Here is a 13,611-nt window from a genome sequence, read left to right as displayed (position 1 = left end):
TCAACTGATATGCAGGATCAAGACCAAGAGCAACAAACTATATCCGCATTATCCAACGAACTAGAAATCTTTTTGCGTTCGTATAAGGATCGTGAGGGAAATTACAAGTATTTTGATAAAATTAATAATATGATGGCTACATCTTCTACCTCTATTACCGTTGATTACATAGACTTTGATAGCTTTAGTCCGGCTCTCGCAAAGGATATCACTTATCATCCGGATGAAATGTTTTCTGCTTTTAGTGAATCTGTTACTTCTATTCTACTAGAAATTCATCCAGACTATGCGCATGAAATTAAGGATCATGTGAAAGTACGTATTGGTAATTATGCTGTTCAGAAGGGATTGAGAGATATAAGTGCAGACGTTATCAATAAATTACTAGGTGTTTCTGGGATGGTAGTGCGTTCCTCAGAAGTAAAACCATTGGGAAAGCGGTTGGCTTACCGATGTCTTAATTGCAACCAAATTAGCTTCTCACAATTAAAGGGATTATCTCTAAAAAAACCAATGCGATGCACAAGTTGTGCCGAAAAAGAACTGGAAATGGACATTGAGAACAGCTTATTTATTGATTTTCAGTTAGTTAGACTTCAGGAATTACCCGAGGATTTGCCGGCAGGACAGTTGCCGCATTATATAGAAGTAACTATTTTAGGAGATTTGGTTGATCAATGCAGACCTGGAGATAGAATTATGTTGACCGGTATAATAAGGATAGATCAGGAACCTTCTTTTGGTGGTACCTCTGCCTTACAAAAAACATCATTATTTAGGTTGAGAATGGAGGGTAACAACATTGAATATCTTGGTGGTCGGGCTGGAGATAAGAAAACCCGATCAATGGAGAGAATTTCAATAAGCGCTGAAGATGAACGGCAAATTCTAATGCTTTCAAATAAACCCGATATTTATGATAAACTAATATCCTCATTTGCACCTCACGTATTTGGACACGAAGTAATTAAGGAATCCATATTATTGTTGATTGTAGGTTCAGTTACCAAAAAACTAGATGATGGATCGACAAGGAGGGGGGACATTAATGTTCTACTCGTTGGTGATCCGGGAACCGCAAAATCTGAAATGCTAAAATTCGCTGCAAAAGTTGCTCCTAGAGGCTTGTATACCTCAGGCAGAGGTTCGACTGCGGCTGGTTTAACCGCTGCTGTTGTAAGGGATAAGTCAGGCATAATGATGCTTGAGGCTGGTGCCGTTGTTTTAGGAGATCAGGGATTAGTATGCATAGATGAATTTGATAAAATTAAGGCCGAGGATCGTTCTGCACTTCATGAAGTAATGGAACAACAAACTTGTTCCGTTGCGAAAGGTGGTATTGTAGCTACCTTAAATGCTCGTACATCTATTCTATCTGCAGCAAATCCCATGTATGGAAAGTACGATCCTTATAAAAATATCACTGAAAACGTAAATCTTCCTATCCCGCTACTTACAAGATTTGATCTCGTATATGTAATACGTGATCTTCCGGAGAAGGATAAAGATAGTAAGATAGCTAGTCATATTTTAGAAATCCATAAGGATGTTCAAAAATCATCTCAGGGAGCCATCAACATAGATCTTTTTAGTAAATATTTAGCCTTTGCCAAGCAAATTGTAGAACCAGAACTCACACGTGAGGCAATTAATATTATTCGAGATTATTATATGACAATGAGAAATGTCGATTCAGACAGCATGATTACAGTAACTCCTCGACAGTTAGAGGGTTTAGTAAGGCTTGCAACTGCTCGTGCGAGATTACTATTGAAGGAGCGGGTTGAACAAGAAGATGCTGAAAGAGCACTGTTCTTAGTACAAAGAATGTTGGAAACAGCCGGTGTCGACGTTAATACCGGTAAAGTCGATTTGGGTGTATTACATGGTAAACCTTTTAGTGAAATTTCGAAATTAAAACTCTTTATGGAAATCTTTTTGAGCATATCTGGAGAAGAAAAGAACGATGTAGAGGAGAATGTGTTTATAGGTGAACTGGTAAAAACTGGTAAATTTAACGATTCAGATGCTAGATCCTACATCAAAAAAGCAATGAATGATGGTCAAATCTATGAAAGGAAACCTGGATTTTATTCAAAAGCGTAGTATAATAATTAATGTACTATTTGTTATAAATTCGATAGGAAATAGTGCCAGCAATTATTATTCGTATTAATACTATCACTCATAAAATATTTATATCTATAAAACTTTTTTACTGACTTGACCATAACTTCTGATTCTTATATGGGATTTTTCTTACCAGTCGATATAAGCGAAAGAATACTCGAGTTCCTCAATGGCAGTCTACAATTTCCATTTGTATCCAATAACGAAATTATGGGAATTTTTTTTCTATTTGGAAAAAAGTTTGGAGTAAATACCTCATTAGATATTTTGTCTGCTAAAGACATTTCTCGCAAGACTATTGATCAATTAAAACGTCAAATATTTATATCAAAAAACAAGTCTCCTTCTGATAGTGATTCGATTAGAGAACAGTATCAAAGAAGGGTTCTTCAAGTTTATGTAGAGATACAAAATAGCCCTGCCCTGGCACAAAAGGATATTAAAGAAAGAATTAGCCGAGACCCTACACTACTAATGTATTGTTACTCGCATCATATTTCTTATTATAAACAAAAATGTTTCTTTGAGATTTACGAACCCTTAAAAAAGGAGCAATTACATAAGAAACTGCATGATCGGTTAGTTAATCGTATGATAATGTTAAGCTATAATGTAGAAAAATCAACCGATTTACCATTTTCTGCAATGACTCCTTTTGCCAAGTGGTTAACCTCAGAGCAATAAAAGTTAGAAATAGTAGACCTCTTATTTACTTGAATTTTGAAATATCGTGTATGATAATTTTGGGTCGATATGAGTTAATGTATGCATTTACAATTATTACTTTATTATTTTATGTTTGTTAAAGGGCTGGATTATCGCTAATCTGTATGACGTCTTAAAATCAGTCATAATGCTTTGTAATTTGATTCACAAAGCAGGTAAATGCAGTTTTCCTAACACTGCAGTTCCATCGAAGCTCACATCGCCTATCTTGAGTGACATATTAGTATATGTTTAAAATTAATGATTTTTATATACGGGTGTTATAGCGAAGTTAAGAATGACCATTGTTAATTGTGTTACCAAATCTTTTATTAATTTACTTCTTGTGCCCTTATGCTATGTTATAAAAAGTAGTAGCACTTAAAATTGAGATATTTTATACTTTGGGTAATAAAGAGTTGTTTTATTTATTTTCATCAGATCTAGATATATCTAGATGGTTATCAGTGTGCAAAGGATTGTATTAGTTTAGAATCTTTAACAACCTTGCTAGTGGCCTATCTGTATGTAAATTGTGATCATATCTTTATTTAGAAAAATGAAATCTAGGTAGTGAAAGTGAAAGTGAAAGATAAAATCTATGATTTTTTTATATAGCATACGAATATAGAAGATAATTTGTCAACGCATATTGATTGTTTGAGACGGTTATTGATATAAAGAATGTGGATAGCTATATCTTTCAAATGGTTTTATTTTCTATAGACTGACTTCCCATAACCTAAATCTTGAAAAAATTCCTTTGAATTGGACAAGTATAACGCTGTATTAGATGATATTTGATAATCAAAAGAGATTGGCAAAATAAAGTATTTTCCAATTTTCTGGGGATTGTAGAATAAGACCAAAGACTAAAGACCAAGAAAGAAGAGAAATCCATTTACAAGATCTGTAAAGATAATTATCCAAATTACTGGAGAATACGATGTATATATGATTGAGAGTAGAAGAATTCTCATGTAAAAAGATTGCCACTAATAATGCCATCCATATTGGTCAAATGGGTGGATTATGAACTTAGATAATGTGAAGCAACAAAAAAAGATAATCCCGAATTTATCAAAAAAAGAGCATCCATTGAACATTCAAACATGCCATTCATGACAAATTGTAGAAATTCATAATATAACAAATGCTATATGGAAAATGCTTACGAAATATCCTAAACAAAGTGTTTATTCAGACTTCTGAGGGCCTCCTGTGACTAAATAATTAGTAATTGACAAATGTTAGTCGAATCACAAGTAGATCGATAAAAAGACACTTCTAAGATATTCTAGTTATACAAGATCTAATACAACGCTAGGTACGGAGAATCATAAATTAAGTATAACTTTTAAGATACTATCGATTTTCATAATTCTTATTACTTGCATTCACAAATTCAGTGCGAGTATTTCGATTCTTGTTAGACATGTATATTCACAACGTAAATTAAATGGTTTGTAGTATCCTTTAGCATATGTCAATCCAAGACGAAACCGGGTACCTGGCTTTGCTCGATAGATTACAAAATAAACTAGGAAATGTCGTCAAAAAGGAGGTTTCCAGACTTGAAGTTCCTACACCACGTGTAATATGGGTTGGCCAGAGAACCATCTTTAGAAACTTTATGGATTTCCCCAAGGCTCTTCGACGTGATCCCGAAAAATTATTGCTTTACCTTAACAAAGAACTAGCATCAGCAGGCTACATCACTGGTGAGAGAGTTATTTTTTTGGGCAGGAAACCTGTCTCTTCCTTCGCTGGTCTTATCGACAGATACGTAAAAGACTATGTAATATGCCCTGTTTGTGGTAGTCCAGATACCCGAACTGAAAAAGTTAAAAAACTAGGGTTTATGATTTGCGAAGCGTGTGGAGCTCGGTCATCGATAAAAAGTAATTATGCCTAATTGACTTTTTTGTAGCGGTCACTTTCTTTTGCTTTTAGTTAGACCTACATTATGTGATAAAACTCTAACATGGATTTCTGTGACTCAACCAGTAATCGATATGTAATTATTAGATTTATCTAAATTTAATACCGATGGATAAAACCGAAAGAAATGATCGGGGAAAAGATGATCCGGATAATGATCCTGCATTATTAGATGATGACGATGATAATAATACCAATTTAAATAAAAACAAATTAAATTCCCATGATGATTTTTCTGTAGAGGAACTGGCCCTTGAACTCAAGGAAGCACGAGATGATTTAGAGCATTATCGTAAATTATATGATGATACTTTTAATAAACTAAAGTATAGTTTAGCAGATTTTGATAATTACCGAAAGAACGTTGAAAAACAAAATAATCTGAGATTGATTGCTGCAAAAGCTGAGATGTTGTCCACAATTATCAATTTACGTGAGGACTTTGTACGTGCATTAGATACGTTGAAGCATCATAAAGTGGAAGATTCGATACTTGAAGGATTATCCAACATCCTTAAAAACATTGATATTTCCTTGGAAAAAGAAAATGTTAAGGAAATAAAGGCTGTAAATAGTATCTTTGATCCCAATTTTCATGAAATTATTGGTTTTTCGTACGTTGAAGATAAAAATGCAAAAGAAAATATGGTTACTAAGGAAATTAGAAAAGGTTATTTGTTAAATGATCGTGTTCTGCGTCCTAGCTTAGTAGAAGTTTCCAAAAAGATAATTAAAAATATCGATACTGATAATAAAGAGAATACAAAAGGAGAAGAAGAAGACTAAATGGGTAAAATAATAGGAATTGATTTAGGAACAAGTAATTCTGCTGCTGCTTCTATGAGTGGTGGAAAGCCAGTTATAATACAAGCCGCTGAGGGTGCATCAATAGGGGGAAAATCTTTTCCTTCAGTAGTTGCCTTTGCACAAGATGGCCATCTACTTGTTGGTGAGCCAGCAAGACGTCAAATGCTTTCAAATCCAGAGGGAACCGTTATCGCTGCCAAAAGGAAAATGGGTACCGATTACAAGTTTAAGGTTTTTGGAAAAGAATATACCCCCCAACAAATATCCGCATTTATTCTTCAGAAAATCAAAAAAGATGCTGAAGCATTTCTTGGCGATACTGTCGATAAAGCCGTAATTACCGTTCCTGCATACTTTAATGATAATCAGAGACAAGCAACCAAGGATGCAGGAGAAATTGCCGGATTAGAAGTTGTAAGAATAATTAATGAACCTACTGCTGCTTCTCTAGCTTTCGGACTCGATAAAGTCCAAAGTGATTTAAAAATTATGGTATTTGACTTTGGAGGAGGAACTTTGGATGTCACCATAATGGAAATGGGTGGAGGCGTCTTTGAAGTAAAGAGTACCTCCGGTGATACTCAACTGGGTGGCACAGATATGGATAACATATTGATAGATTACCTTGTTAATGAATTTAGGAATCAATCCGGAATAGATGTTAAGAATGATAAAGCTGCTATGATGCGAATTAGAGAAGCTGCCGAAAAAGCAAAAATTGAGTTATCTAATATTGTAACAACAGAAATTAACTTGCCATTTTTGGCTTATGATCAATCAACTGGACCAAAGAATTTTGCTATTCCTTTAAACCGCGCAAAATTAGAGGAGCTCCTTCGACCAGTAGTCGAAAGATGCCGAAATCCTATGCTGCAAGCGATAAAAGACGCAAAATTGTCTGCCATTGATATAGATAAAATTGTACTAGTTGGAGGTCCTACTCGAATGCCCATAGTCCGAGAGTTTGTAAAATCTGTAATGAATAAAGAACCCGAACGTGGAGTAGACCCAATGGAAGCAGTAGCTTTGGGAGCCGCAATCCAGGGTGCAATTATTTCTGGAGAGGTTTCAACTGATATTCTTTTGGTGGATGTTACCCCCTTAACTCTGGGAGTTGAAGTAATGGGTGGACTTAAAGAAACACTGATCGAAAGAAATACTACTATTCCAACTAAAAAAAGTAAGGTATTCACAACAGCAGCTGATTATCAAACAGCGGTAACAATACATGTTGTACAGGGAGAAAGAGCCATGGCAGCAGATTGTGTTTCCTTAGGAATGTTTAATCTTTCAGGTATTCCTCCCGCACCTAGGTCTGTGCCTCAAATTGAGGTAACATTTGATATAGACACAAATGGAATTTTGAACGTAACTGCAAAGGATCTTGCTACGTCTAAGGAATCTAAAATTACTATATCTGCAAGTTCCAAATTGTCCAAAGAGGAGATTGAAAAATTGAAGAAAGATTCAGATGCATTCGCAGAAGTTGATAAGAAGAAAAGAGAAGAAGCAGAGATTAAAAACGAATCAGATAACCTGATATACTCTGCAGAAAAGTTGGTTAATCAAGATCTCAAAGATAAAGTAACTACAGAACAAAAAGAGAAGGTTAACAAATCAGTTCAAGAACTTAAGGATTCTATTGCCACCAATAATATAGATACTATTAAAACAAAAATAACTGAACTAAAAAATATCCTAGCCGAAATAAGTACAGCAGCATATCAATCAGTCCAACAAAATGCTTCTGGAACCTCCACTCCTGGTGAAGCAGGGCCTGATGGATCATCAAATACATCCTCACCGCCCCCACCAAATGAAGATTCTTTTAGTCAAACATCAAGTGGGCCTTCATCATCGACTTCTACAAATTCAGAAACAAATAACAAATCAAATAGTGTTTGAAAGCCAACTTTTTTTCTTTTTTGTGATTTGAAATGAGTAAAAGAGATTATTATGAAGTACTTGGTGTCCAGAAATCTGTTACTAATGATGAGTTAAAATCTGCATATAGAAAATTAGCTTTAAAATATCATCCTGATCGTAACAAGTCACCAGACGCAGAAGAAAGATTCAAGGAAATTTCAGAAGCATATGCTGTACTGTCTGACCAAGAGAAACGAAAACGATATGACACTTATGGACATGTTGGTAGCGAGGAAGTATTTAGAGGTTCTGAGGATAACTTCGCTGAAATATTCAAGGATATGGGATTTGGTAACGTAGGTGATATCTTTGAACAAATTTTTGGCCGCATGGGTGGAGGTAGAAGTGGATTTAGTGGTGATCCGTTTAGTTTCAACTCTAGGTCTTCAAATAGAATGAGACGAGGGCGGGATTTATTGTATGATGTAACAATGACGTTGGAAGAAGTAGTGAAAGGCAAAAAGGAGAATGTTCAAATTCCTACTATTGAAAATTGTTCTACATGTTCAGGAACAGGTGCAGCTCCAGGGACCAGCCCAAAAATTTGTCCAACTTGCAATGGACAAGGCCAAACTAGGAGAGTTTACAATCAAAATCAATTCTCTACTTTTATTTCTTTAGATACATGTAATACATGTCATGGGGAAGGGAGGATTTTAGAGAAACCTTGCAATGTTTGTCATGGAAACGGCAAAATTAGAAAATCAAATGATTTAAAGATTGATATCCCCGCGGGAGTTGAAGATGGCGTAACCTTACGGATTTCTGGAAAAGGTGAGAGCGTCCAAGGTGGTGTAAATGGGGACTTGCTAGTGAGAATTCATGTATTGCCTCATCAGCTTTTCAAGGTTCTTGAGGATGGAGATTTGATGTATAATTACAATATTTCATTTATCGATTTGATATTGGGAACAGAAACAAAAGTTCCAACTATCGATGGAACTGAAAAACTCAAAATACCTCAGTGCACACAAGCTAATGCGATTTTCAAACTAAAAGGCAAAGGTTTGCCAAGGTATGGGAAGTTTGGAAGAGGAAGTCAGTATGTAAAAGTAGAGGTGAAACTTCCAGATAAAATTAACGATAAACAAAAGAATCTGCTAAAGGATTTGTCTAAGGAATTTAAGAATAAATGGTTCTAAACACAGTTCAACATCAATTTTTTTAGTCTCAAATGTTTGCTATCGAATCATCAAATGTAAGCAAGATCTATAAAAACTCTGACAAAAAAGCGCTAGACGATATCTCCTTACAGATCAAAGAGGGACAAATCTCTACTTTGTTGGGACGTAATGGCGCGGGTAAGACTACCTTCATTCGCATCTGTTCAACTCAGCTATTACCTACCTCAGGAAAAGTAGTTGTATTTGGAGACGATGTGACAAGATATCCTGAAAGGATACGACAAAAAATTTCTATTGTTCCTCAAGAGGGTAGACCTTTAAGGGCATTGACACCATGGGATCATGTTTATAATTGGTTAAAAATAAACGGTGAAAAAAAGGACGTTGCGGCACAGAAAACCACAGATATACTTACTAGACTAGAATTGTATTCCGTCAAGGATATTCCAGCTTTAAATTTGTCTGGAGGTATGAAACAAAAAATTCTAGTGGGAATGGCAATGGCCACAGAAGCTCCTCTACTTTTTTTGGATGAACCTACCATTGGATTAGACCCGGTATCTAGGCGTCAAGTGTGGTCTATTATTAAGGATTGGAAAAATAAAGGAATTTCAATTGTTTTGACTACCCATTATATGGATGAAGCTGAAATATTGTCTGATTCTATTTTTATCATTGACAAAGGTAGAGTCATAACAAAAGGAAATATGGCTGATTTGAAAGGTACTTTAAACTATCATACTAGGATCGATGTACATACCTCCAAAGATATCAATATTTCAGATTTAAAGGATCTGTTCGGTTCATATGGGAAAATTGTTAATTTAAGTTCTGACTCTGTAAGGTTATTCACATTTGAGAATACCGTCAGAGAATTATCAGATACATTGGTCCATAAAAATTTGTCTTTTTCTGTTACTCCTATAACTCTTGATGATATTTTTGTTAATTTAGTTGGAGATAGGGATTTGGACTGATGTTTTCCTTTTTTATTAGAATATATGTTGGACTTTTCAAAAATATTTTATGCGGGAGTTGCCAAGCCTGGTCAAAGGCGTGAGTTTAAAAACACGATGCTCAGAAACCAGGGATTGAGATACCTCATCTCTTAGGGGTCCGTGGGTTCAAATCCCACCTCCCGCATGTGATTATGTTTTGATAATAATTTGATTAAATTAAAATTAATTTGTATTTAGGTAACTGTGCAGAGGAGTAAAATGGGGTTTTCATTTGATTTTTTTCAATTAACTTGATTTTTGGATTCTTTGCCTAAATTTGATTAGTTATCTGTGAAGACAGCTCATGGATAACTCTTGTATTTTACATTTCAAAAGATTAAATCTTAAATATAAAACAGTCGGTAAAAACTAAAAAAAGTATTTTCCTTCATCAGAATTACAATGTTAAAATGTACGTATACATAGGCCAATGCAGGCATATTGAGGCCATATCTATTTCACCTCTGGTGCACTTTACTTGACTATCAGATGAATCAATAAAACATAAGATCAAACCGGATTTCATAATATCATCTCTTGATTTTTTAATTGAAATCAAAAATGAAATTTTTCAAGGTAAAAAACAGGCTGAAAAATCTTTTTCAGGGCGATCTATACCGTATATATACTCCTTGTATTAGAATATTAGTTAGCGGGGTGGGGAAGCCAGACCTTTTTAGGGGCTAGGTTATCCCGGCGGGCTCATAACCCGCAGAGCGGTTACTGCGTTTTATAAACCAGCCGTATGTTCAAATCAACCCCCCGCTACTTTTCTATCCATTTTATGGTTTTGATTATATTCAAAATCTCTAATCTGTCAAAAGATTTTTCCATCCCATACCTATTGATGGGTTTTGTTAAATGACGATGGGCAATTGGTTCTGGAATGTATAAACCACATCCAATTTTTCTTTCTGTTTCTATGTATAGCTTTTCTTTACTTCTATTTTTTGATTTGCATCTTTTACACTGATATCCCTTGTTCATACCTTCCGATTTCATATTTTTTAGACACTTATTACAAATCGGATTTTTTTCCTCATACGTCTTTACAAGTTCTTTAATGATCAAATATTCCAAGTTAAGAGTTAGCTGGTTTTCTGATTTTAGATGTACGCCATATCCTACTTCTATTCTATCTCCTGGATGTAACAAACTTACAAGCTTGGTCAGGCCTGTAGGTTGATAGACTGCAACTGGTAATACTTTGTTAAACTTGTCTTTTATCTTAAAAATCACATGGCCACCCTTGATTGTCAATGGAGTTGAGATTACTTTGCAATTGATAACTCCTGACATAAAAGGCATGATTTCTTGCACACTTTTTTCCCTTGTCAGATGTAAATTTGTACCTTGATTTGTTCTAAATATCATATATCCATCTAACTGCTCTTTAATACACAAATTCTTCAGAAAATAGGACGTGAGTAGAGGATCTTCTCCCCTGATGCCGCAGAATACAGGATCCGGGCCATGCGGAGTGATCAATACTCTAAAATTTTTTTGGTCAAAATTGTTATAGGTATATGGATATGTTTCTTCGCTTAATTTTTTTACTCTGAGCCAATCTGTATCCCTATGTGTACCTAAATTTTCTTCACTTCTGTATGCGATTGTTTCAAATGTGTGATCAGAATTCAACGTACACCCTACGGCTGCGAGGGCTCCTACAAGCCCATACTCTTTTCCAAAACCTATAAATTCTATATTATTGTTTTTGGCTATTTTTATGGCCAATTGTTTGCTGAGAATGGAATCCATTGCATTTTCACTAAATTGAATCAAATCATTACTTATGGTGTCATTTTCGTAAAACACTATTCCTGGATTTGCTCCGTTGCCTATTTCTGAGTAGTTTTCTATCATCTGTGCTATTTCTGCTCTAATTCTTTCATGATGCGTTTGACTTCTTCCTCTGATCCTTAAACAAACAGCTCCGTTGCCTCTTGTTTTTAATGGAACATTTGGATTTAGTCGAACTAAAAGGGGTAAATCCAAAAACTCGACTTGAAATCTTTCTAAAAGTGTTTTTGTTATTAGATATGATAAATGGGTAGTACATCTACCATTTACCGAATCAGTGTCATCAAAACCAATATGCAAAGGTTTTACGTTGGTCTTATTGCTATAGCCATTCATTCGTAGGGACGTCTTTATTGTTATTTGCTTTTTGCGCTATATAATTAAACCTTCTTTCGCAAAACTTCATCCTAAATCAAATAAATTCATACTAATCTGCTCATGCTGAGCATTACTGATTTGACATATTATATTAGGGTAGAATATTACAGTTTCAAAATTTTTATATCGTTTTGTCCCTACCAATTCTAAGGTGCTAAAAACCATTGACAAAATTGACTTTGAGAAACGAAATGGTATTATTCCTGTAATCGTACAAGATGTAAAAACTAAAGATATTTTGATGTTAGGATATGCAAATAAACTTGCCTTACACAAAACAGTTGAAACAGGAAATGCTCATTTTTGGAGCACCTCTCATAACAAGTTATGGATGAAAGGTGAGGAGTCTGGTAATATCCAACCTGTGGAGAAAATACTGGTTGATTGTGATTCTGATGCCTTGTTATATCTTGTTAATTCATTAAAACCTGCTTGCCATACGGGGGACCGCACATGCTTTCACAATGAATTGAAGCAGTAATTACTGCCATACACACATAGTTAAGTAATACTAAATATTATTTAGAGAAATTTATCTATTATATTATTAATAATTAATTGTAAATAATGGGAATTATAAGCGCACTAAAGTGTAGAGAATGCAACAAAGAGTATTCCCCTAGATTTTTATATATCTGTGAGGATTGCTTTGGACCATTAGATGTCCAGTATAAAGTAGATAATAGTATTACCAAACACACGTTTGAAAGTAGATCTGATCTAACTTATTGGAGGTATTTTGAAGTTCTTCCTATAGAAGACAAAAAAAATATAGTTAGTCTAAATGGTTCAATTACCCCTTTACAAAAAGCAGATAACCTGGGTAATAGTCTTGGTGGCTTTAAGAACTTGTATATAAAGAATGATTCTGTAAACCCTACTTTTTCATTTAAAGATAGACCCGCAGGTGTTGCAATATCAAAGGCTAAAGAAATGAATTTAGCTGCAGTAGGGTGTGCATCTACAGGAAACCTTGCATCTGCTACTGCTGCTCATGCTGCGAGAGCAAATTTACCCTGTTATATTTTTGCACCCTCGGATATTGAGGATGTTAAAATAGCTCAGGCATTGTCATATGGAGGTAAATTTGTAGCTGTTGACGGCACATATGATGATGCAAATAGAATTGCTTCAGTAATTGGAGATTCAAATGGCTATGGAATTGTAAATATCAATATGCGACCATACTATGTTGAGGGTTCCAAAACTTTGGCTTTTGAAGTGTTAGAACAATTGAATTGGACCATTCCGGATGTACTTGTTATTCCAGTAGGAAGTGGTGCTATGTTAAATGCAATTTGCAAGGGGTTTGAAGAAATAATGAATCTTGGATTAATTGGTGATATATCTAATTTGAGAATCATTGCTGCACAGCCAAATGGGTGTGCGCCGATTGTAGATGCATTCAAAAATAAATCTAACGAGGTGATTCCAGTAGAAAAGCCTGAGACAGTGGCAAAGAGTTTGGCGATTGGCGACCCTGGTGATGGATTATACGTATTAAAACGTCTTAAACAATTCAATGGACTAGGAGAGAAAGTTACTGACGCAGAAATCAAGGATGCAATATTATTACTTGCAAAATCTGAAGGAATATTTACTGAACCAGCTGGCGGTGTAGCCGTAGGTGTTTTAAAGAAACTGATTGAGGAAAACAAAATAGAAAGAGATGAAAATGTAGTTTGTTACGTTACTGGTAATGGTCTTAAAACTACAGAGTCTATAATGGATTTACTCTCTGTTCCAAATTCTGTAAAACCCGATATTAGGCTCGTATCAGCCATCATACGTTGAACAAA

At 34.9% G+C, this 13,611-nt stretch carries 10 protein-coding genes and 2 tRNA genes; 11 read left to right on the top strand and 1 reads right to left on the bottom strand.

Annotated features, from left to right (window positions below; all coding sequences use genetic code 11):
• Positions 1 to 9: 9 nt before the first annotated feature.
• The 9 genes from F1Z66_RS00735 (at position 10) to F1Z66_RS00695 (ending at position 10,399) form a co-directional block, all read left to right on the top strand.
• Positions 10 to 2,106 carry a minichromosome maintenance protein MCM gene (locus F1Z66_RS00735; protein ID WP_149861734.1) on the top strand — a complete coding sequence of 699 codons (2,097 nt, stop codon included), beginning with the start codon at positions 10 to 12 and terminating at the stop codon, positions 2,104 to 2,106.
• Between the two features lie 117 nt (positions 2,107 to 2,223).
• Positions 2,224 to 2,814, top strand: coding sequence for a hypothetical protein (locus tag F1Z66_RS00730; RefSeq protein ID WP_149861682.1), 591 nt, complete (start codon positions 2,224 to 2,226; stop codon positions 2,812 to 2,814).
• A gap of 1,504 nt (positions 2,815 to 4,318) precedes the next feature.
• The gene (locus F1Z66_RS00725) at positions 4,319 to 4,750 is read left to right on the top strand and encodes a translation initiation factor IF-2 subunit beta (protein ID WP_149861681.1); all 432 of its coding nucleotides are present in this window, start codon (positions 4,319 to 4,321) and stop codon (positions 4,748 to 4,750) included.
• Positions 4,751 to 4,884: 134 nt separating this feature from the next.
• Positions 4,885 to 5,562, top strand: a complete 678-nt coding sequence (locus tag F1Z66_RS00720; protein WP_149861680.1) for a nucleotide exchange factor GrpE — start codon at positions 4,885 to 4,887, stop codon at positions 5,560 to 5,562.
• Positions 5,563 to 7,488, top strand: coding sequence for a molecular chaperone DnaK (dnaK, locus tag F1Z66_RS00715; RefSeq protein ID WP_149861679.1), 1,926 nt, complete (start codon positions 5,563 to 5,565; stop codon positions 7,486 to 7,488).
• A gap of 32 nt (positions 7,489 to 7,520) precedes the next feature.
• Complete coding sequence (gene dnaJ, locus F1Z66_RS00710) at positions 7,521 to 8,651, top strand: molecular chaperone DnaJ (protein WP_149861678.1); 1,131 nt, start codon at positions 7,521 to 7,523, stop codon at positions 8,649 to 8,651.
• A gap of 32 nt (positions 8,652 to 8,683) precedes the next feature.
• The gene (locus F1Z66_RS00705; protein WP_149861677.1) at positions 8,684 to 9,610 is read left to right on the top strand and encodes an ABC transporter ATP-binding protein; all 927 of its coding nucleotides are present in this window, start codon (positions 8,684 to 8,686) and stop codon (positions 9,608 to 9,610) included.
• A gap of 51 nt (positions 9,611 to 9,661) precedes the next feature.
• Positions 9,662 to 9,776: transfer RNA gene (locus F1Z66_RS00700), tRNA-Leu, on the top strand.
• Between the two features lie 506 nt (positions 9,777 to 10,282).
• Positions 10,283 to 10,399: transfer RNA gene (locus tag F1Z66_RS00695), tRNA-Met, on the top strand.
• On the opposite strand, the gene F1Z66_RS00690 is transcribed toward F1Z66_RS00695, so the two are convergent.
• Entirely contained in the window at positions 10,397 to 11,770 is a 1,374-nt protein-coding gene (locus F1Z66_RS00690) for a tRNA(Ile)(2)-agmatinylcytidine synthase (RefSeq protein ID WP_149861676.1), read from the bottom strand. The genes F1Z66_RS00695 and F1Z66_RS00690 overlap by 3 nt on opposite strands.
• Before the next feature lie 193 nt (positions 11,771 to 11,963).
• Between F1Z66_RS00690 and hisI the strand changes: the two genes are divergently transcribed.
• The gene (hisI, locus tag F1Z66_RS00685) at positions 11,964 to 12,293 is read left to right on the top strand and encodes a phosphoribosyl-AMP cyclohydrolase (RefSeq protein ID WP_149861675.1); all 330 of its coding nucleotides are present in this window, start codon (positions 11,964 to 11,966) and stop codon (positions 12,291 to 12,293) included.
• Positions 12,294 to 12,379: 86 nt separating this feature from the next.
• Entirely contained in the window at positions 12,380 to 13,606 is a 1,227-nt protein-coding gene (thrC, locus tag F1Z66_RS00680) for a threonine synthase (protein WP_149861674.1), read from the top strand.
• Positions 13,607 to 13,611: the final 5 nt, after the last annotated feature.

The sequence above is a fragment of the Candidatus Nitrosocosmicus agrestis genome (genome assembly GCF_008389435.1).
GTDB lineage: Archaea > Thermoproteota > Nitrososphaeria > Nitrososphaerales > Nitrososphaeraceae > Nitrosocosmicus > Nitrosocosmicus agrestis.
This window is presented reverse-complemented; position numbering and strand designations above follow the sequence as displayed.

Bases quoted from the DNA above. Each gene is read 5' to 3' on its own strand.
- dnaJ (WP_149861678.1), top strand. From the start codon at position 7,521: ATGAGTAAAAGAGATTATTATGAAGTACTTGGTGTCCAGAAATCTGTT.
- F1Z66_RS00690 (WP_149861676.1), bottom strand. From the start codon at position 11,770: ATGAATGGCTATAGCAATAAGACCAACGTAAAACCTTTGCATATTGGT.
- F1Z66_RS00735 (WP_149861734.1), top strand. From the start codon at position 10: ATGCAGGATCAAGACCAAGAGCAACAAACTATATCCGCATTATCCAAC.
- F1Z66_RS00720 (WP_149861680.1), top strand. From the start codon at position 4,885: ATGGATAAAACCGAAAGAAATGATCGGGGAAAAGATGATCCGGATAAT.
- F1Z66_RS00725 (WP_149861681.1), top strand. From the start codon at position 4,319: ATGTCAATCCAAGACGAAACCGGGTACCTGGCTTTGCTCGATAGATTA.
- dnaK (WP_149861679.1), top strand. From the start codon at position 5,563: ATGGGTAAAATAATAGGAATTGATTTAGGAACAAGTAATTCTGCTGCT.
- thrC (WP_149861674.1), top strand. From the start codon at position 12,380: ATGGGAATTATAAGCGCACTAAAGTGTAGAGAATGCAACAAAGAGTAT.
- F1Z66_RS00705 (WP_149861677.1), top strand. From the start codon at position 8,684: ATGTTTGCTATCGAATCATCAAATGTAAGCAAGATCTATAAAAACTCT.